We start from the raw sequence: 19,662 nt of genomic DNA on the forward strand, positions 1-19,662 counted from the left end.
AGCCTGCCAGCCAGCCGTTAAGAAAGCCTGTCCGCGGCCTCACATCACCACGAAATCGGCATGCAGCGCGCCGGCGGCCTTGATGCTCTTGAGGATGTCGATCATGTCGCGCGGGCTCACGCCCAGGGCGTTCAGGCCGGCGATGACCTCTGACAGGCTGGTGCCGGTCGGAACCTCGGCGAGGCCGATGCCCGGCTCCTCCTCGATCTGCACGCCGGACCGCGGCACCACGACGGTCTCACCGTCGCTGAAGGGATTCGGCTGAACGGCGAGCGGGGCTTCCTCGATCCGCAAGGTCAGGTTGCCCTGCGAGACGGCGACCCGGGAAATCCGCACGTCCGCACCCATGACGATGGTGCCGGAACGCTGATCGACCACGACACGCGCCTTGCGTTCGGGTTCGACGGCCAGGTTCTCGATCGCGACGATGGCACGGGCCGGAGACCTCGTGCCTGCGCGCTGCAGATCGACACTGATCGTACCCGCGTCCAGCATGGTCGCCGCGTTACGGCCCAACGTCCGGTTGATCACGTCCTCGATCCGCGCAGCCGTCGTGAAATCGGGTTGACGCAGCGCCAGGCGCAGCGTTTCGAGCTGGGTGAAGTCGAAGGGGACTTCGCGTTCGACCCGCGCGCCGGAAGGGATCACCCCCGCCGTCGGCACACCCTGCACGACGCGCGCCGCCTCGGCTTCGGCCTCGACCCCGCCGGCGATGATGGTGCCTTGCGCCACCGCGTAGATCTGACCGTCCGCCGCGTTCAGCGGGGTCATGATCAGCGTTCCGCCCAGCAGGCTCTTGGCATCACCGATCGCCGAAACCGTGATGTCGATCTGGCTGCCGATCCTTGCGAACGGTGGCAGGCTGCCGGTGACCAGCACGGCGGCCACGTTGCGCGGCCGGAACTGTTCGCCGGTCACGTTGACCCCCAGGCGCTCGAGGATGTTGGACATGATCTCTTCGGTGAAGGGAGAGTTGCGCAGCCCGTCGCCGGTGCCGTTCAAACCGACGACGAGGCCATAGCCCACGAGGTCGTTCGAACGCACCCCATCGACTTCGACGAGGTCCTTGATCCGGACGGACTGCGCCTTGGCCGGCAAGGCAAAGGCCAGGCAGAGGAAAACGGCGGTCAGAAGTCTTGTGAACATCAGAGATACTCCGCGAGCGACAGCCGCTGGGACCGCGCGGTGATGGCATAGAGGCTTTCAAGCTGACCCCGGATGTTTTCGTAGCGGGAGGCCGTGTAGTACTGGTCGGTTCCCACCAGATCGAGCCGCGCGATGTTGGTGGCGGTGTACTCGGCCGAGTTGCGCGCCGTGGTCTCCTCGACCCGCGCCTCCAGGGCGCCCAGTCCGGCGCGCAGTTCGACCACGTCCTGCTGTGCGGCCAGCAGATCCTGACCCGCCGTCGTCAGCATTTCGATCTGCAGGCTCTGCGGCAGGCCCAGCGTCCCGTCCGTGGCGAGCGCCGCCATCACCATCGGGCGGAGGACCGCGCGGAACACCGGGTCCGTCGCGCGAATGTCGAGACTGGCGCTTTCGGTCTCGCTCAGCTTGAGCGCCGCGAGACCGGTGTTGGACCCGGTGTAGGTCGTCGTCTCGAAGGTCCCGCCGCTGCCAAAGAAGGTGTCCAGCGCGGCTTCGATCCCGGCCATGGTCGTCTGGCCGCTGAGCGCCGTCCGCACGTCGTTCAGGAGTGACGTGGAATCCTGCACGGCTTGCCGGTCCGTGGCTGTGCCGGAGAACAGAAAGCGCCCGGCGACGGATCGGTTGAGGCCGTTCATCACCTGGCCCAGCGCGTTTTGCGCATCCTCCGACATCGTTTTCAGGAGGGCCGAGTTCGGCGTGAGTTCCGCCGCGATGAGAGACTGCGACAACCTTTCGCTGCGGCCCTGGATCTCGTCCAGCGCGGTCTGCATCGACCCCGACAGAAAGGTCGCCTCGGTCGTGTTCACCCGGTAGGTGTCCAGTTTCGACAGGGCGCGGTCGACCGACAGCAGGCCGGTCAGGTCGCCGTGCAGGTGCTGCGCGGAGTCCTTGACGAAACCCGTGGCCACTTCGACAGCGAGTTGGTCCATTTCCTGGCGCAGACGCACCTGGTTGGCGCGCAGGACCAGCGAGCGCGCCATGTCCCCGATGACTTCCATGTCAGCTCCTCCTTAGATGGACATCAGCCGCTCAAGCAGGTCGTCGATCGTCGACATGACCTTGGCATTGGCGGTGTAGTGCTGTTCGATCTGCATCAGGCGTTGCAGCTCCTGGTCGGTGTCGACGCCTTTCGACAGCTCGAGTTCCTTGAGCGCGCCGTTCTGGATCGACACGAACATCTGCGCGTTTTCCGACCGCACCCGTTCGCCCGACACGGTCGAGGCGAATTCGGCGATGTGGTTCGCAAAATTGCGCGCCACCGGGCCGAGGTTGGTCGAGCCTGGCACGGTTGCCGCGCCCAGGGCGTCGCTGATCGCCTGGAGCAGCCGCGCATCGCCCACTTCGCCCTGGCTCACGGCACCCAGACCGTCGCGCAGGCGCCAGGCGCCACCGCTGCCGGGTGCGACCAGCGCGTTCAGCGCGATCCGTCCGGCGATTCCCGTTTCGTTGGCCGTGGCAAAGGCAGCCCCCCCATCGGTGAACAGGCCCGGATCAGCGGCCCCGAGGGTCGTGTCGGGCCCGCCGGCGCCGAGGCGTTCGATCAGGTCCCGCGCAATGCCGTCCAGTTGCGCCTGCCGTTCGACGGCGGCGCCACCGCGGACCTCGAACTGGGCGGCAAGCGTGCCACCGGCGAACATCGCCTTGTCCACCGGCGAGCCCTTGAGCGTCAGCCCGCTCAGCTGCCCGCCCGCCATGGTCATCCCCGGGCCGATGGAATTCGTCCGCTGGAACCCGACTTCGACCGGTGAGCCGTCGAGCAGGACAGCACCACCGCGGGTGAACACGGCGATGTCGCCCTTGTCGCGCTCCACCACGCGGAGCGGCACGATCTCGGCGATGTCGTCAAGCAGGCGCTGTCGTTCGTCGAGGAAACTCGCCGTATCCGTTCCGGTGGCCCGGGCCGCAACGATGTTACCGTTTACCTCGTCAAGCCGAGCGATGGTGGCGTTCAGCTTGTCGACCTGGGCGCCGATCCCGGTGTCGGCGGACTGACGTGCCTCCTGCACCTCGTCCGACAGGGCATTCAGTGCCCGCGCCAGCCCGTCAGCCGACGTGGCGACAAGTTCGAGCCGCTGATTCGAGGCCGGGTTGGCGGAGGCGGTCAGCAAGGCGTTCTCGAACACGTTGATCCGGTCGGTCAACGAGCCGGGAACACCGGAGTCGCCGACCAGGCGTTCGAGCCGCTTGGCGAAGTCGAGACCGATCGACGCCTGGCCCAGATGCGCGTCCGACACCATGCGGTCGCCGGTCAGAACAGGATCGGAAAACCGGATGGTCCCGGTCATCCGCACCCCGCCGGTGGTGCCGGCGGCCCCGGGCACCAGACCCAGTGTCCGCCGGCCGTAACCTTCGGTGGTGGCGTTGGAGATGTTGGTCGACACCAGCCCCGCGGCACGGGAATTGGCCTTCAGACCACTGAACGCATTGTATAGCGCGCCGGAAAGAGACATCTGACGACCCCCTGGATTAGCTGACGAACGTCAGGTCAGCGCTTGATGTTGGTGGTTTCCTGCAGCATCTCGTCGACGGTCTGGATGACCTTGGCGTTCGACGAATAGGCCCGCTGCGTCTGGATCATGTCGGTCAGTTCGCTGGCGACATCGGTCGTGCTTTCTTCGCGGGCAAAGCTCACCACGTCGCCGGTCGGACCGTCACCTGCATCCCAGAGGAAGAAGCTGCCGCTTTCGGGCGAAGGCATGTAGACCTGCTTGTCCAGGGCGACCATGCCGTTGGGGTTGGGCACGTCGACCAGCGGCACCTGGTAGATGATCGAGGTGATGCCGGTGTCGAAGAAGGCGTAGACAAAGCCGTTCGCGTCGATCTCGACCGAGGTCATGTTGCCCGCCGGCGAGCCGTCCTTGGCGATGTTGAGCGGTGCGAACTTGTCCGAACGCTGGGTCAGCCCGTCGTTGGTCAGCGGCCGGCCGATGTTGATCTCGATTGGGCCGCCGGCGGTGGTGACGATCACGGCCCCTGTGGAGGTGTCATAGGCGCCACCGGTCGAGATAGGCGCGGAGACAGATGAAATCGTGCCGCCGGCGGTGGGCGTGTTGTCGAAGGTCACGGTGTAGTCGCCCACCAGGGCGCCGCCACTGGCGCTGTCGGTGATCTCGACCGTCCATTCGTTCGAAGACCCGCTGGCCGGAACCGTCGGGGTGAAGGTCACCGTCAGCGTTTCGGAGCGGCCGAGGTTGTCGAAATACTCGATCGGCAGGGTCACCGGCACACCGGCGAAGGCATCGCCGACGGTCGTCCGGGTCGCCGGCAGGTTTGCGCCCAGGGTGATCGCGGTGGTGGGTTCGCTGAGATATTGGTTCAGCGCGATCTGCACCGGTTCCAGCCCGTCCGAGGTGTCACGCGCGTTGCTCGGGATGGTGCCGTCGGGATTGGCCTTCCAGCCCAGCAGCATCAGGCCGGAGTCGGTCTTGAGATAGCCGTTGGCATCGACCCGGAACGAACCCGTCGTGGTGAGGAACATCTGCGGATCGCCGGAGCCCGCCTTGACCTGTGTCTCCATCGCGACCGGGAGGAAGCCCTTGCCCCGGACCGCGAGATCCGTCGCGTTGTTGGTGGTGACCAGCGCGCCGCTTTCGTCGATGATGCGCTGGGTGGAGCTGCGCACCCCGCCTGCGGTGTAGCTGCCACCGTTGCCCTGCATCACCATCGCGGTGAAATCGGTCTCGACCCGTTTGTAGCCCTTGGTCGCCGAGTTCGCGATGTTGTCGGAAATGGTACCCAGTCGGGTCGCATTGGCCGAGAGACCCGAAACGCCCGCGTTCAGGGAGGAGGATATCGTCATCGACTAGCCTTTCTGCTGTCTCACTCGAAGTCCGGACAACAGATAAGGCCGCGGGCTTAACGCAGGGCTAACAGGTAAAATCCGTCACAAACTGCGTCATCTCCGGCGGAGAAAGACGACTTCGATCCGGCTGTTGCGCTGGTCCATCAGGTTTGCGTGTTTCGGCTCTCGGTCGGCGTAGGCCGTCACTCGTCGCACACGCTTTTCGTCGAGCCCCTTGCCGATCAGCAGGTCACGGACCACATCGGCCCTGTCCTGCGACAGCATCCAGGCGGGATTGTTCGCAAGGACAATCGGGTAGGCCACTGTGTGGGCTTCGATCGCCACCGGGTTCGTGACCACTTCCGACGCGCGCGCCAGCACCAGCGTGAGGTCCTCGAGCAGCGCCGTCGGTCGTGCCGAGTCGTCGAACAGACGCCCCCGGTCGGTCTCGAAGAACTCGATCACCAGGCCTTCGTCGGTGACCTCCGTCACGATGTGTTGCAGCAGGTCGTCGGCCACCATGCTTTCGCCGCCGCGCCCCATCAGCAGCTCTTCGACCTGCTTGAACGCTTCCTGTTCGGCGTCGCGGGCGTCGTCCTTGGGCTGCAGGGGCATGTCCTGTTCGGTTGTCGGCGCTTGCGGCCGCAGGCTCGTGGCCCCGGTCCCGACCCGGGGAAGCGTGTTTTCGGCAAAGACCGAGTCCCCGCCAAGCGCGCCATCGCCGCCCCCGGACACCCGGGCCATCGCGATCGTCGGACTGAAGTAGTCCGCGATCCCCTTGCGTTGCTTTTCCGTCGTCGCGTTCAGCAGCCACATCAACATGAAAAAGGCCATCATGGCGGTCACGAAGTCAGCATAGGCCACCTTCCAGGCGCCCCCATGGTGCCCACCGCCGGCAATAACCTTTTTACGTTTGATGATGATTGGCGCGACATTGCTGTCACCACTCATCGTTCCCACCTTTCTCTCACCCGAGACCGGTGTAGGCCAAGGCCGCTTACCACGCGATTAACGATTAAAAATGTCCCGTTAAAACGCCGCCTGTGGTTGCCACCCGGCGCGCGCCGGGAACGTGCCGATTTTCCCACAATGGACCGATTGAACTGCTCCGCGAATAGACACCGGACGACGATGCGATTAGCAATGTCGCTGAAACAGTGGTGGCGGAGAGGTGAGACCATGCCGGGTTCCCAGAGGGGAAAATCGGGCTTCGTTCGGCGGCTTGCGCTCGCGGGCACCTGTCTGACGGCGCTTGCGGGTGTCGCGCTGGCCCAGGACAATCCTCGTAACCGACTGTCGTACAACCTGTTCGGGGTGCCGGGGCTGATCGACATGCCGACAGCGCAGGTGCCTCCGGACGCAACGCTGACGGGGACGCTGGCTGCGATCGGCGGGACGACCCGATCGACGCTGTACTTCCAGATCCTGCCACGCCTGTCAGGGACTTTCCGTTACTCCGCGATCGAGAAATTCGGCGGTCCCACGGGCGGCACCCTCTACGACAGGAGCTTTGACCTCCGCTACCAGCTGCTGACCGAGACCGACCTGAGGCCATCAGTCGTGGTCGGCATTCAGGACTTCATCGGGACCGGCATCTACAGCGGCGAATACGTCGTTGCGTCCAAGACGGTCATGCCCGGCTTGACGGTCACGGGGGGTGTCGGTTGGGGCCGCTACGGGTCCTACAATTCCTTTGCGACCATGGGGACCCGGAAAGAGGCCTTTACCGGCCAGGGCGGCCTGCCCGAGATCGAGCGTTTCTTTCGCGGCGACGTGGCGGCGTTCGGCGGCATTTCCTACGCCCCGAACGACAAGATCAACGTCAAGCTCGAGTATTCGTCGGACGGCTACCTGCGCGAGGCAGCCGGCGGGGTCAAGAAATCCAGCCCGTGGAACATCGGTCTGGACTACCGGTTGCGAAACGGCGGGCAGCTGTCGCTTTACCATGTCCTCGGCAACGAGATCGGCGCGCAGCTGACCTTTGTGACCAACCCGAAAACCGCCGGTATCCCCGGCGGTGTCGAGCCGGCCGGTCTTCCGGTTGCGCCCCGGGCGCCCGGTTCGGCCGCCGATCTGGGCTGGACCTCCGACCCGGCGCGCAGCCAGTCGGCCAAGGCGACCCTCGTCGACCTCGCCTCCAAGGAAGGCCTGCTGGTCGAGGCCCTGACGCTCGACGCCAACAAGGCCACCGTCCGGCTGATCAACCCCCGCTTTGGTGCGCCGTCGCAGGCCTTTGGCCGGATCGCCCGGGCGATGACCCGATCCCTGCCCGCCTCGGTCGAGGTGTTCGAGATCATCCCCGTCGTCAACGGCATGCCCATGTCGGCGGTGATCTTCCGCCGGTCCGACCTCGAGCGGCTGGAGCACGAGGCAGCCAACGAGATCCTTGCCCAGACCACTTTCGTGGACGCCTACGGGCGGGCGCCCGCCGTTGACCCTGGGCTCTACCCGAAATTCACCTGGTCGCTTGGGCCTTACCTGCAACTGTCGGTCTTTGACCCGGACAACCCGGTCCGGGCCGATGTCGGCCTGCGGGCGTCGGCAGAGCTGGAAATCACGCCGAGCCTGATCCTCAGCGGATCGGTGGCCAAGCGGCTCGACGGCAACCTGGACAAGGTCAAGCGGCAGGACGAATCCAGCCTGCCCCGTGTCCGGACCGACAACGCGCGCTACGCATCCGAAGGCGATCCTGCCATCGAGTACCTGCAACTGGCGCACTACGGCCGTCCGGCCAAGAACATCTATTCCCGCGTCACCGTGGGCTATCTTGAGAAGATGTACGGCGGCATCTCGGCCGAAGTCCTGTGGAAACCGGTCAGCAGCCGGTTCGCCCTGGGGGCCGAGGTCAACTACATCCAGCGCCGTGACTTCGACCAGCTGTTCGGCTTCCAGTCGATGACCACCGTCGACCCGGTGACCGGCGCCAAGCGTGAAATCCCGAACGTCAACGGCCATGTGTCGGCCTATTACGCCTTCAACAACGGGTTCCACGGGCAACTGGATGTGGGCCGCTACCTGGCCGGGGACTACGGCGCGACCGTGTCGCTGGACCGCGAGTTCGCCAACGGCTGGCGCGTCGGGGCCTATGCCACCTTCACCAACGCCTCCTTCGACGACTTCGGCGAAGGCTCGTTCGACAAGGGCATCCGTTTCACGCTGCCCCTGGCCAGCTTCAACGGCCAGCCTTCGCGTCGCAAGAACGAGATCACGATCCAGTCGCTGTCGCGGGACGGCGGCGCGCGGCTTGACGTCAATGACCGGCTCTACGACCAGGTGCGCGACTACCACGAACCGGACGCAGTCAATTCTTGGGGAAGATTCTGGCGATGACACGGCGCAGCATCACTCGCATCGGCCTGCTTCTGGCAGCAGCGCTGACCTTCTCCGCCTGCGGCAACGCCAACCCGGAAGGCACGGCGTTGCTGAAACAGCTGCCAAACCTCCTGCTGGGCAAGAAGCCGGAACCAAGGCCGGTGACCCCTCAGCAGATCGCCACGGCGCTGTCGTCGTCGACCGCCTCGCTGTTTCTGGTCGAGCTTGAGAGGAACAAGTCGCAAGTCCTGCTACAGGATGTCCAGCGCAACGGCCCGTACCAGACCTATGGCAACGCGGCGCGCAATGTCGTCGTCATGCGGGACGGGATGATCACGTCCACGCGTGGCCTGGGCGGTGACCTGATGTCCTCCGAGGAGGACGGCCTGCACAGCCGCGTCCGCGCCCGCGCCGAAGGCACCGTCAGCTATGACCAGCGGTTCCTGACACCCGAGGATGTGACCATCGTGCGGCGCTACACCTGCCGGGTCACGACCGGCGGGACAACCCCGATTTCCGGCGGCCTGGTCCAGACCACCGGCTATGTGGTGACCGCCGCCTGTACTGCGGCGGACGGCGTTTCTCCTGACTTCACAAATACTTATGCCGTGTCCCAGGACGGCTACGTGCTCAGTGCCAAACAGTGGGCCGGCCCGTTCATCGGCCACCTGATCACTCAGGTCCTGCGCCGCTGAGCCTTAGGTTTTCGGCCGGCGGTGCATCGAGACACGCCTGAACACCGTGGCCCACATCAGCCGCTGGTCGGTGCAGGGGTTGCGCCGCCGGGCGTACAGGAGGTCCAGCCGCGCCTTGCGCGGAATGCAGCGGCGGCAATAGACCTCTTCGGTCTCTTCCGCCGATGACGTCTGCGCCAGCAGGCGTTCCTCGGTCTTGTGATAGGCCATCGACGCCAGGCCGGTGATGCCGGGACGTTCCTTCAGGACCTCGGCGTAGATTTCCGGATACTTCTCGACATAGCGGCGGAGCGGCGCGCGTGGCCCGACAAACCCCATGTCGCCGCGCAGGATGTTCCACAGCTGCGGCAGCTCGTCCAGCCGCTTGCGTCGCAGCCAGGCCCCGGTCGGCGTGATGCGCGCCGATTTCGCCGGCCCGGTCACGCCGGAGTCCGATGCCGCATTGGTCATGGTGCGGAACTTCCACAGCATGAAGGCGCGATCCGGGCTTTTCATGCGCTCCGAGCGGTAGATCACCGGCCACCCGTCGTTCCACCAGACAAGCACGGCAACGTAGACCAGCAGCGGTGACAGCAGGACGGTCATGCCCACCGCGTAGAGAAAATCGAGCAGATGCAGCAGGCGGCGTTGCAGGGTCATGCGAATGCGCCCGCTTCTGCTGCCGCCGCAACCAGCCAGTCGGCATCGGCGCTGCGCTCGGGCAGTCGGACATGGCGCGACAGCCGCGTGGTTTCCAGCCACATCATGGGAAAGGCTGTGTCAGGTGCGGGGCGCCAGCTGATCGTGGCGCCGCCCGCCCGGCCCAGGTCGGCCATCCGCGTCGGCCTTGGTGCCGCGACGTTGAAGATGCCCTGCGCACCAGGGTCACGGATCAACGCTTCGATCACCCGCGCCAGGTCCTGCGGCGCGATATAGCTGCGCGAGGGTCCGTCATGATGCCCGAAATCGTCCAGAACGACACGCCCGCCGCGGTGCAGATTCGCAAACAGGCTGTCGGCCCCGGCCACGTTGCCGATCCGCAGGACGATCTGGCGCGCGCCACCGGCCTCGCGTGTGGCCTCGATCACCTCTTCCATCTCACGTTTCGCAACGCCGTAGGCGCTTTGCGGATCCGCAGGCGTGGTTTCCGGCACCGGGCCCGCCGTGGGCCGATAGACCGCGCCGCTGGAACAATGCACGATCGTTTCGGCCTTCAGCGACGCGCCAAGGTCGACGGCCGCCTTGGCCAGCCGTGCGTTGTCGCTCAGGTTGCGGCCCGCGCCGGGGGTCACCCCCCAGAGCGCGACAATCGCCTTTACACCGTGCAAATCGGGTGGTGGAAAACCCGGCTCCCAGGTCAACGCGCCCGGCAGACCACGGTCGCGCCGCACGACCGGAACCAGTCGCCAACCCTCCGGCCGCCAGAGCCGGCACAGCATCCCGCCCAGCTTGCCACTTGCGCCCAGAACGAGAACCTCGCAAGATTGCAGTGTTCCTGCCACGGTCTGCCCCTCAAGTTTCTTTCCATTGGCCGCCAGACTGTCTATCAGCGGAAACAGGCGCTAGAAAGTTGGAAAGGCCGGTTGGGGGATCGGAGTGGCTATCAAACTGAGATTCATCACCCTGTTGGTTGCGGCGGCGCTTCTTGGCGCCTGCGCCCTGCCGCGTGGCGCGGCCTTGCAGTCCGAAGTCCTCAAGGAACAGGATGCCGCGAACCCGACCTTCCAGGTGGTTCAGGTCACCCGGTCGAACGTGCCCGGCATCGCATCCTGGACGCCGTCCGGTTGGCACGGCGACTATCGCTGGCCGGGAACGTCCAGCGGCGCCTCCTCGTCGATCATACGCACCGGCGACATCATCGACGTCACGATCTGGGACAGCCAGGACAATTCCCTGCTGACCAACCCGGGCCAGCGGTTCACCGAAATCAAGAGCGTCGAGGTGGATTCGCAGGGATCCGTCTTCCTGCCCTACGTCAACCAGGTCGGCATTCGCGGCCTGACGGCGACGGACGCACGCTCCAAGATTCAGCAGCGGCTGGAGCCGATCCTGCCCTCGGCGCAGGTTCAGCTGTCGCTGCGCCAGGGTCGCGACCATGCAATCGACGTGGTCGGCGGCGTGGGCAAGCCCGGTGCCTACCCGATGCCCTCGCGCAACTACAAGATCCTGAACGTGCTGGCCGATGCCGGCGGCATCATGCCCGAGCTGCGCAATCCGCGCGTACGCCTGCTGCGCGGCTCCAACACCTACGAGATCTCGGCCGACGCGCTGCTGTCGGACGGGTCGCGTAACGCGCTGCTGCAACCGCGCGATACCGTGGTGGTCGAGCAGGACGACCGCAGCTTTACCGCGCTGGGCGCGAGCGGCAAGGAAAGCCTGATCTATTTCCCCAAGGATTTCGTCACCGCGCTTGAGGCGATGTCGCTGATGGGCGGCCTGACCGACACCCGCGCCGATCCCAAGGGCGTGCTGGTGCTGCGCGAATACCCGGCCTCGGCAATGCGTGCCGATGGCTATGGGCCGAAGATGCGGCAGGTTGTCTTTACGCTGGACCTGACGTCGGCCGACGGCCTGTTCGCGGCCCGCAATTTCTACATCCAGCCCGGCGACACCGTGCTGGCCACCGAAAGCCCGGTGACGGCGGCGCAGACCATCTTTGGCCTTGTCGGCGCGGTGATCGGGGTGTCGGCACAGGCCAACGCGCTCTCAAACTGACGTGCTTGCCAGCGGCATGATGCCCCCGCGGCGGTGACACGAACCTTTTCAGGATCCGGACCGGCATGAGTCTCTTGCGCTTTCTGGCTGGAAACGCGCGCTGGCTGGCCGCCGGCGCGCTGCTGACGTTCCTGTCCAGTTTCGGACAGACCTTCTTCATCTCGATCTTCGCCGGAGAAATCCGCGAAGGCTTTGGCCTCAGCCATGGCCAATGGGGCGGCATCTACACGCTGGGCACAGCCGCGTCGGCGGTGGTGATGCTCTGGGCCGGCGGTCTGACGGATCGGTTCCGCTCGCGGGCAATCGGCGCGGCGGTGCTGGTCTTGCTGGCCGGGGCCTGCCTGTTCATGGCGTTGAACACATGGGCGGCGCTGCTGCCGCTGGTGATCTTTGCGCTGCGATTCTGCGGCCAGGGCATGGCCAGCCATGTCGCGCTGGTGTCGATGTCGCGCTGGTTCGTCGCGACGCGGGGCAAGGCGCTGACCGTCGCCGGCCTGGGATTTGCGTTGGGCGAAGCCGTGCTGCCGGTGAGTTTCGTGTCGCTGATGCTGGTGGTGGACTGGCGCTGGCTGTGGGTCGCGGCGGCCTGCGTCAGCCTGGCCGCCATTCCCGTCCTGCTGCTGTTGCTGTCACAGGAACGCACCCCGCAAAGCCACGCCGAGACCGATCATTCGGTCGGCATGGAACAGCGCCACTGGGCCCGGCGCGAGGTGCTGCGCCACTGGCTGTTCTGGTTCATGGTGCCCGCGCTGCTGGGGCCGTCGGCCTTCAACACGGCGTTCTTTTTCCAGCAGGTGCATTTCGCCGAGGTGAAGGGCTGGACCCACCTCGAGCTGGCCTCGCTGTTTCCGATCTACACGGCGACAGCGGTCGGCGCGATGGTGGTGTTCGGCGGGCTGCTGGACCGGCTGGGCACCGGGCGGCTGATCCCCTGGTCGCAACTGCCGATGGTGGCCGGGTTTCTCTGCTTTGCGCTGGCCGGAAACCTTGGGGTTGCCCTTCTGGGCCTGCTCTTCGTGGCGCTGACGACGGGGGCGCAGCAAACCTTGCCCAGCGCCTTCTGGGCAGAGTTCTATGGAACCCGCAGCCTGGGCGCGATCAAGGCGATGGCGGCCTCGGTCATGGTGCTGGGGTCGGCGCTGGGGCCGGGGATCACCGGCGTATTGATCGACCTGGAGATCGGGATCGAAACACAGTACATGGGGGTGGCGGTCTACTTCGTGTTCTCATCCACGATGATGTGGATCGGTGTCCGGCGCGCGCGACGGATATTCTGATCTTGGGCGCCGACCCCGTCATCGCCGACGGCGAAGATACACGTAGTAGGCCCCATCTCCGCCGTGCCTGCGATGCGCAGGCGAGATCTGCAACACCCCTTGCGCCAGCTGAGGCATCTGCAACCATTGGGGCACCTGCGATTTCAGCACGCCGCGGCGGCGGGGCATCGGGTCATAGGGGTCTTCGCGCAGGCCCTTGCCGGTGATCACCAAGACAAGACGCAGGCCAGAGGCCTGCGCGTTCAGGATGAAATGCGTCAGAGCGCCATGCGCACGGTCCATTGTCATGCCGTGCAGGTCGATGCGGCTCTCGGGGTCCAGCTTGCCGCGTTTCAGGCGGGTAAAGGCCTTGGCGTCCATGCGCAGCGGCGCGGCGTGCAGACGGTCCGAGGTCGTCCGGGGAAACACATGGGTTTCCGTCGCCGGCAAGGCCCGGTCCCCCACCGCGAAAGGCGAAATTGCCGCGCGGGGTACGGGCGTCGGATTTTCCTCGGCGGCAAGAGGCTGCGGCTTTGTCATCACCGCGTCGCCGCGCTTTGGCCGCGGATGCAAGGGGTCCGTGCTGCGGGCGACCTGTTGCCAGAGCTCGTGCTCTTCGGGGCGGAGCCTGCGCCGCCGGGTCATTGCAGATCTTCGGGGAGCAGTGCATAGGCGCGCTGGATCGGCATCAGGACAATCATGCGGCCGGTGTCCTTGGTCCGTCCGGCGACGCGCCCCGCCTCTTCGCCGGTGCCATAGAAGATGTCGGCGCGCTGGGCGCCCTTGATGGCCGAGCCGGTGTCCTGCGCGATCATCAGGCGGTTCATTGGCTCTGCGCCCTGTTTTTCGATCCAGACCGGCGCGCCCAGCGGCGTGTAGGCGGGATCGACGGCGATCGAGCGCAGGGTGGTGATCGAGCGGTTCATCGCGCCCAGCGGGCCCTTGTGCGATGGGACTTCGGTCACTTCACGGAAAAAGACGAAAGCAGCGTTGTGATACAGCAGGTCCTGTCCGGCGGTCGGGTTCCGCCGCACCCAGGACTGGATCACCTGCATCGACACCTGGTGCGCGGCGTAGATGCCGCGACGCACCAGTTCCTGGCCGATGGAACGGTACTCATGTCCATTCGCCCCGGCGTAGCCGACGCGGATCACCCGCCCGTCGGGAAAGCGGATGCGGCCAGAACCCTGGATCTGCAGGAAGAACAGCTCGACCGGGTCATCGACCCAGGCGATTTCCAGCCCCCTGCCCTGCATCACCCCCGAGGTCAGGATCTGCCGCCGGGTCAGCCAGGGCCGGTTCGCCCGCGCCTCGGGCGGCATGCTGTAGACCGGATAGCGGTAGGTCGATGTGGGATAGGGCGCGCCGTCCAGTTCCGGTTCGAAGTAGCCGGTGAACAGCATGTCCTTGCCGTCGCGGATCAGGACGGGCCGGAACAGAAGTTCAAAGAAACTGCGCGCGTCGTCGGTGTCGCGCGCCAGCCCGCACAGCGCGGCCCAGTCCGGATCGTCCTGCAAGGCACAGGTTTCACGGAACACGGCAAGCGCCTGGGCATGATCGTCGTCTGCCCATCCTTGCAGGTCATCAAAGCCGAGGATGTCATAAGTCGGCCCCGTCTCGGAGGAGGCGGGGCCGGTCATCGGGAATATGGCCATGAGGAATGCAAGGACCAGTCGTGTCATTCGTCCGTGGCGACAAGCTGCCAGTTGGGGTTGGAACTGCCCATGGTGCGGGCGTAGGTCCAGATGTCCTTTTGCCGCTTGACCGCGGTCGGAGAGCCTTCGATCACCTCGCCTGCGGCATTCTTGACCACCGAGGTCAGTTCCCCGACGTAGCGCACGGTGATCTCGGCCAGGCCGCTGTCCTCGTCATAGCGGGCATCGGCCAGGGTCAGTTCCCGCACGCCGACGAATTCCGCCTGGATGGTCAGGCCCTGCGCCTCGCGCTGGGCGACGACCTCGGCGAAGGTCTCGTAGACATCGTCTGCCAGGAACGGCTTCAGATCGGCGATGGCGCCGCGCTCGAAGCCCATCAGGATCATCTCGTAGGCGCCGCGAGCGCCGGAGAGGAATTCCGAGACAGAAAAGCTGGGTTCGATCCGTTTCATCGCGGCCAGCGCCTTGGCGGCCTCGCTGTCTTCCGCGACGTGATCGGTGATGTCGAGGTCAGGACCCCCTTCGATCACTTCGAAATCGCGCGCGGCGCGGCGGCGTTCCTCGGCCTGAGACGCCGGAATTGCAGGTTTTTCGAACCCGTCCCGAGTGCCAAGCACGCTCCGCAGGCGCAGAACGAGAAAGATGGCAATTCCGGCAAGGACCAGAAGTTGGAGGATGGGAGAGTTCATCGGCACCTCTTTGCGGCCAGCATTTAAAGATCACGGTCGCACCCTTATGTAGGTGAGGTGCGGGGGTTAGTCTACCTGCGCACAGGAGATGGAGGTGCTTTGCATGTGGGTGTTTCTTGCCTTTCTGGCGGTTCCCTTGATCGAGATCGCCCTGTTCATCCAGGTTGGCGGCCTGATCGGCCTGTGGCCGACACTGGGCGTGGTGGTCCTGACGGCCGTGATCGGCACCTGGCTGGTGCGCACACAGGGCCGGCTGGCCATGGAAAACCTGCGGCGCAGCTTTTCCGCGCTGAACGATCCCAGCGAACCCCTGGCGCATGGTGCGATGATCCTTGTCGCCGGGGTGCTGCTGCTGACACCGGGGTTTTTCACCGATGGGGTGGGCTTTGCGCTGCTGGCGCCGCCGGTGCGGTCGGCGGTATTTCACTGGGTGCGCAAGCGGATCAAGGTCGCCCGGTTCGAGATGGGACCGACCCCGAACCAGCCGTTTTCGCGTGATCCGCGCCCGACGGACGGCCCGGGCGATGTGATCGAGGGTGAATTCAACGAGATTCCCCAGGGCAAGGCGCCCAATCACCCCGGCTCGGGGTGGACGAGGCATTGAGCGCACGCTCTGGCGCTGGTATGCCTCCGGCGGAGATTTAATCGGGAGACCATTCCATGGCAGAGAACAACGGCGCAGGGCAAGCTCCCCAGCCGCCCAAGATGAGCATTCTGGCCCAGTTCGTCCGCGACCTTTCCTTCGAGAACATCCTGTCTCAGAAGGGCGTCAGCGGCGAGGTCCAGCCGGACGTGCAGGTCCAGGTGAACCTGGACGCCAAGAAGCGTTCGGCCGAGAACCAGTACGAAGTGGTGCTGAAGCTGAAGATCGAGTCCAAGGCCAAGGGATCGGGCGATGTGCTGTTCCTGATGGAGCTGGACTATGCCGGTGTGTTCACGATCGAGAACGTGCCCGAGGACCAGCTGCATCCCTTCCTGCTGATCGAATGCCCGCGCATGCTGTTCCCCTTCGTGCGCCGCATCGTGTCGGATGTGTCGCGCGACGGTGGCTTCCCGCCGCTTAACCTGGAAACCATCGACTTCCTGGCACTGTACCGCAACGAGATCGCGCGCCGTCAGGCCGCGCAGCAGGCCGCCCCGACGCAGGTGTCCTGAGCCGGTCGTTTCAGGGCTTGATCCAGAGGGCTTCGGCCCCGAGTTTCTCGACAAAGGCGGCGTGAGCCGCCTTTTCCTTTTCGCTCAGCCGGGATGGCAAGGGCGCCGGGCGCGGCCGTGGGCGCCACTCCGGATCTACGCTGGCTTGTCCCCCGGTGGTCGACGCCGTGCTGGTCAGGCCGAAATCGGGCTGTTTGCCGCCGATCAGTTCCAGATAGACTTCGGCCAGGATCTCGGAGTCGAGCAGCGCGCCGTGCAGCGTGCGGCTGGTATTGTCGATCGAAAAGCGCCGGCAGAGCGCGTCCAGCGAGGCGGGTGAGCCGGGATACTTGCGCCGGGCGATGTCCAGCGTGTCGATGGCACTCTTGGCGGCCAGTGGCGGGCGGCCGCACCAGCGCAGTTCGGCGTTCAGGAACTTCATGTCAAAGGCGGCGTTGTGGATCACCAGTTTCGCGTCCCCGATGAAGGCGCGGAAATCGTCCACGACCTTGGCGAAGACGGGCTTGTCCCGCAGGGTGACCTCGCCCTCCTTGGCCGGGCGCGGCGGGGTCAGAAGATCGGGGCCAATGCCATGCACACCAAAGGCATCATCCGGCATGTCGCGTTCCGGGTTGATGTACTGGTGGTAGTGCCGGCCGGTCGGCACGTGGTTGAACAGCTCGACCGCGCCAATCTCGACGATACGGTCGCCGCTTTCGGGGTCAAAGCCGGTGGTTTCGGTGTCGAGGACGATTTCACGCATGTTTCAGCCTCTGTTCGATGGCTTTCAGCACATCCTGCACCTGCGCGCGGGCATGCTCAAGGGTGTCGGTCTCGATGACCCAGGTCGCGCGGGCGCATTTCTCTTCGTTCGGCATCTGCCGGGCAAGGATCCGGTCGAGATCCCCGCCGCTCATGGTGCCCCGTGACAGGACCCGCGCGCGTTGCGTTTCACGTGAAGCCGAAACACAGGCGGTGGCGTCCATCGTCGCGTCCGCGCCGGTCTCGAACAGCAGCGGGATATCGAACACGCCGATGGCATTGGGGTGGGCGGCGATGAAATCGGCACGATCCTGGGAAACCAGCGGGTGCACGATGGATTCGATCCGGGCCAGCGCGGCGGGATCGCGGGCGATGATGTCGCGCAAGGCGCTGCGCGAGACTGCGCCGTCTTCGATCGCCGCCGGAAATGCAGCGGCAAGGGGTACCACGGCGGCACCCCCGCGGGCGTAGAGCCGGTGCACCGCCGCATCGGCATCCCAGACGGCGCATCCCGCGTCCGCGAACATCTGTGCCGTGGTCGACTTGCCCATGCCGATGGAGCCGGTCAGGCCCAGCCTGAACCTCATCCCAGGACGGCCTGCCGGGTCGCTTCGTCGACCTCGGGGCGGCGACCGAACCAGCGTTCGAACCCGGGAACCGCCTGGTGCAGCAACATGCCCAAACCGTCGACCACCTGGCAGCCCGCCGCGCGTGCCTCGTGCAGCAGGCGGGTTTCCAGCGGGGCATAGACCAGATCGGTGACCAGCATCCCGGGCGCCAGCGCATCGAGCGGCACGCGCAAGGGTGGTTTGCCGGTCATGCCCAGCGAGGTGGTGTTCACAACCGTGGCGCACCCTTCGATGATATTGCCGGCCTGCACCCAGTCGTAGACCTGCACCCTGTTGCCGAAATCGGCGCGCAGTTTATCGGCGCGCAGACGGGTCCGATTGGTGATGCGAATCTCGGGCACGCCGACATCAAGAAGCGAGGCCAACACGGCCCGCGCCGCGCCCCCTGCCCCGAACACCGTTGCCGGCCCGGCGGCCGGGTTCCAGTCCGGCGCGGTGTGGCGCAGGTTTTCCATGAAGCCGAAACCGTCCGTATTGTCGGCGTGGATGCGGCCGTCCTGTCGGAAAATCAACGTGTTGGCCGCACCGATCAGCGTCGCCCTGTCAGACACGAGGTCGGCGATCTGCATCACCGATTCCTTGTAGGGCACCGTCACGTTCAGCCCGACAAAACCCAGCTCCGGCAGCATCCGGATGGCGTCGGCCAGGCGGTCGGCCGGAATTTCCATCGGGATGTAGTGGCCGGGCAGGTCGTAGGTCTTCAGCCAATGGGCAAAAAGCCGCGGGGATCGGGAGTGCGCTATGGGCGACCCGATGACCGCTGCGAGGGGGATGCGCGCAAGGCTCATGCGGGGATGGTTCCTCTGATCGAGAGATAGGTCAACAGTTCCAGCAAGGGCAGGCCCAGAATGGTGAAATGGCTGCCTTCGACACGCGCAAACAGGCGCACGCCTTCGGATTCCAGCTTGTAGCCGCCGACCGACGTGGCGACATCGGGCCAGTTCCGGTCAAGGTAGCTGTCGAGGTAACTGTCCGAGAACTCGCGCATGGTCAGGCGCGCGGTGCCGACGTGGCGCCACGCCGGTTCGGCGCTTTCATAAAGAACGGCGGCGGACAGCAAGCGGTGGGTCTTGCCGCGCAGGCGGCGCAGGTGCTCTGCGGCCTCGTCGCGGCTTTGCGGCTTGGAAAGCAGGTCGCCATCCAGGTCCAGCACCTGGTCACAGCCCAGCACCCGGGCGGAGGGATGGCGAAGCGCAAGCTTGCGCGCCTTGGCCTCGGCCAGCGCGTCGGCGATGTCGCGCGGGCTGGCCCCTTCGGCCAGGAGCGCGGCCTTGAGACCGTCTTCGTCCACGCGTGGCGATTCGGTCTCGATGACGAGACCGGCGGCGCGGAGCATTTCGGCGCGGGTATTCGAGCTGGAGGCGAGAAGTATGTCAGCGGCCATGGGGATGAATGTGAGGAAAGGTCTGTGCGCAGGCTTGGGCATGTTTCTGCGGAAAAAGCCCGGCGGTTGCAAGCTTGGGGGTGAAAGCCTTACCTGTCCTGCGGGTCAGGGCTTTCGTCAACCTGTGGGGTGGAACAAGACCCCGGCCGGGACAGACAACGCGATCCAAGGATTGTCGTCAGAGTTGTTCCACGGCGGTCGACCGGCGGAACCATGGTTCAACTCATGGAAAAAATTGAGGAGTTTTTTACTTGTCCGGTTTCACCCAGTATCTGTCCCCGAAGATATCCCGAGACCTGGGGCATGTTGGGAAGCTTGTGGGCGGATCGTTAATCCACAAGAAGGGGCGTCCCAACCCTCTTCATCATCCTTCTTTATCTTTCTTTCTTTTAAGAAAAGAGAGCCCGACGGAACCGCGTTGACTCGACAGCCGGCTTTGCGTTAGGCGGTGCACACCCTCCGTCCGGAGGGAGACCTCCCGTGAGACAAAGGACAAGTGGGCCCGACGGGTCTACGGTGCATGCC

The 19,662-nt window shown here is 65.4% G+C and carries 20 protein-coding genes; 6 read left to right on the forward strand and 14 right to left on the reverse strand.

Translation table 11 applies throughout. The features are described 5' to 3' along the window. Positions 1–39: 39 nt before the first annotated feature. The 5 genes from MAA8898_RS00975 to MAA8898_RS00995 all read right to left on the reverse strand — a co-directional run bounded on the left by MAA8898_RS00975 (position 40) and on the right by MAA8898_RS00995 (position 5,878). Entirely contained in the window at positions 40–1,146 is a 1,107-nt protein-coding gene (locus MAA8898_RS00975) for a flagellar basal body P-ring protein FlgI (protein ID WP_094019100.1), read from the reverse strand. Next, complete coding sequence (locus MAA8898_RS00980) at positions 1,146–2,144, reverse strand: flagellin (RefSeq protein ID WP_094019101.1); 999 nt, start codon at positions 2,142–2,144, stop codon at positions 1,146–1,148. The genes MAA8898_RS00975 and MAA8898_RS00980 overlap by 1 nt, the downstream gene beginning before the upstream one ends. A 12-nt stretch (positions 2,145–2,156) precedes the next feature. Next, a complete protein-coding gene (gene flgK / locus MAA8898_RS00985; protein WP_094019102.1) occupies positions 2,157–3,596 on the reverse strand; it encodes a flagellar hook-associated protein FlgK in 1,440 nt (479 codons plus the stop codon). A 35-nt stretch (positions 3,597–3,631) separates the two neighbouring features. After that, on the reverse strand, positions 3,632–4,945 hold the full coding sequence (locus MAA8898_RS00990) for a flagellar hook protein FlgE (RefSeq protein ID WP_094019103.1): 1,314 nt from the start codon (positions 4,943–4,945) through the stop codon (positions 3,632–3,634). Between the two features lie 96 nt (positions 4,946–5,041). Then, entirely contained in the window at positions 5,042–5,878 is an 837-nt protein-coding gene (locus tag MAA8898_RS00995) for a flagellar motor protein MotB (protein WP_094019104.1), read from the reverse strand. A 228-nt stretch (positions 5,879–6,106) separates the two neighbouring features. Between MAA8898_RS00995 and MAA8898_RS01000 the strand changes: the two genes are divergently transcribed. Both MAA8898_RS01000 and MAA8898_RS01005 read left to right on the forward strand, forming a co-directional pair. Beyond that, entirely contained in the window at positions 6,107–8,257 is a 2,151-nt protein-coding gene (locus MAA8898_RS01000; protein WP_094019105.1) for a YjbH domain-containing protein, read from the forward strand. Further along, the gene (locus MAA8898_RS01005) at positions 8,254–8,934 is read left to right on the forward strand and encodes a YjbF family lipoprotein (protein WP_094019106.1); all 681 of its coding nucleotides are present in this window, start codon (positions 8,254–8,256) and stop codon (positions 8,932–8,934) included. Before MAA8898_RS01000 ends, MAA8898_RS01005 begins: the two co-directional genes overlap by 4 nt. 3 nt (positions 8,935–8,937) lie before the next feature. Here MAA8898_RS01005 and MAA8898_RS01010 read toward each other — a convergent pair whose 3' ends face one another. Together MAA8898_RS01010 and MAA8898_RS01015 are read right to left on the reverse strand one after the other, a co-directional pair. Beyond that, on the reverse strand, positions 8,938–9,573 hold the full coding sequence (locus tag MAA8898_RS01010) for a sugar transferase (RefSeq protein WP_094019107.1): 636 nt from the start codon (positions 9,571–9,573) through the stop codon (positions 8,938–8,940). Beyond that, complete coding sequence (locus tag MAA8898_RS01015; protein WP_141194759.1) at positions 9,570–10,415, reverse strand: NAD-dependent epimerase/dehydratase family protein; 846 nt, start codon at positions 10,413–10,415, stop codon at positions 9,570–9,572. Before MAA8898_RS01015 ends, MAA8898_RS01010 begins: the two co-directional genes overlap by 4 nt. A gap of 94 nt (positions 10,416–10,509) precedes the next feature. Between MAA8898_RS01015 and MAA8898_RS01020 the strand changes: the two genes are divergently transcribed. Both MAA8898_RS01020 and MAA8898_RS01025 read left to right on the forward strand, forming a co-directional pair. Beyond that, positions 10,510–11,628, forward strand: coding sequence for a polysaccharide biosynthesis/export family protein (locus tag MAA8898_RS01020; protein WP_245853204.1), 1,119 nt, complete (start codon positions 10,510–10,512; stop codon positions 11,626–11,628). A 65-nt stretch (positions 11,629–11,693) separates the two neighbouring features. Beyond that, entirely contained in the window at positions 11,694–12,905 is a 1,212-nt protein-coding gene (locus MAA8898_RS01025; RefSeq protein ID WP_094019109.1) for an MFS transporter, read from the forward strand. Between the two features lie 18 nt (positions 12,906–12,923). Here MAA8898_RS01025 and MAA8898_RS01030 read toward each other — a convergent pair whose 3' ends face one another. From MAA8898_RS01030 to MAA8898_RS01040, 3 genes are read right to left on the reverse strand one after another with little or no spacing between them, the layout of a single operon-like run. Continuing rightward, positions 12,924–13,529 carry a Smr/MutS family protein gene (locus tag MAA8898_RS01030; protein ID WP_094019110.1) on the reverse strand — a complete coding sequence of 202 codons (606 nt, stop codon included), beginning with the start codon at positions 13,527–13,529 and terminating at the stop codon, positions 12,924–12,926. Then, the gene (gene mltA, locus MAA8898_RS01035; RefSeq protein ID WP_503100494.1) at positions 13,526–14,539 is read right to left on the reverse strand and encodes a murein transglycosylase A; all 1,014 of its coding nucleotides are present in this window, start codon (positions 14,537–14,539) and stop codon (positions 13,526–13,528) included. Before mltA ends, MAA8898_RS01030 begins: the two co-directional genes overlap by 4 nt. 23 nt (positions 14,540–14,562) lie before the next feature. After that, positions 14,563–15,228 carry a Tim44/TimA family putative adaptor protein gene (locus tag MAA8898_RS01040; protein ID WP_094019112.1) on the reverse strand — a complete coding sequence of 222 codons (666 nt, stop codon included), beginning with the start codon at positions 15,226–15,228 and terminating at the stop codon, positions 14,563–14,565. 103 nt (positions 15,229–15,331) lie between these two features. On the opposite strand from MAA8898_RS01040, the gene MAA8898_RS01045 reads away from it, so the two are divergent. Both MAA8898_RS01045 and secB read left to right on the forward strand, forming a co-directional pair. Continuing rightward, on the forward strand, positions 15,332–15,832 hold the full coding sequence (locus tag MAA8898_RS01045) for an FxsA family protein (RefSeq protein ID WP_094019446.1): 501 nt from the start codon (positions 15,332–15,334) through the stop codon (positions 15,830–15,832). A gap of 56 nt (positions 15,833–15,888) precedes the next feature. Further along, positions 15,889–16,383, forward strand: coding sequence for a protein-export chaperone SecB (gene secB / locus MAA8898_RS01050; RefSeq protein ID WP_094019113.1), 495 nt, complete (start codon positions 15,889–15,891; stop codon positions 16,381–16,383). A 10-nt stretch (positions 16,384–16,393) separates the two neighbouring features. Here the strand turns inward: secB and dnaQ are convergent, their stop codons facing one another. The 4 genes from dnaQ to MAA8898_RS01070 are packed head-to-tail and all read right to left on the reverse strand — an operon-like array spanning position 16,394 to position 19,137. Continuing rightward, positions 16,394–17,125 (reverse strand): DNA polymerase III subunit epsilon, encoded by a 732-nt coding sequence (gene dnaQ, locus MAA8898_RS01055; protein WP_094019114.1) that lies wholly within the window; start codon positions 17,123–17,125, stop codon positions 16,394–16,396. Then, a complete protein-coding gene (gene coaE, locus MAA8898_RS01060; protein WP_094019115.1) occupies positions 17,118–17,711 on the reverse strand; it encodes a dephospho-CoA kinase in 594 nt (197 codons plus the stop codon). The genes dnaQ and coaE overlap by 8 nt, the downstream gene beginning before the upstream one ends. Beyond that, positions 17,708–18,541: a shikimate dehydrogenase gene (locus tag MAA8898_RS01065; protein ID WP_094019116.1), complete on the reverse strand. Its 834-nt coding sequence runs from the start codon at positions 18,539–18,541 to the stop codon at positions 17,708–17,710. Before MAA8898_RS01065 ends, coaE begins: the two co-directional genes overlap by 4 nt. Beyond that, entirely contained in the window at positions 18,538–19,137 is a 600-nt protein-coding gene (locus MAA8898_RS01070) for a Maf family protein (protein WP_094019117.1), read from the reverse strand. Before MAA8898_RS01070 ends, MAA8898_RS01065 begins: the two co-directional genes overlap by 4 nt. Positions 19,138–19,662 lie beyond the last annotated feature (525 nt).

Origin of the sequence: Antarctobacter aquimaris, assembly GCF_900184945.1 — a bacterium.
GTDB classification, from domain to species: Bacteria; Pseudomonadota; Alphaproteobacteria; order Rhodobacterales; family Rhodobacteraceae; genus Maliponia; species Maliponia aquimaris.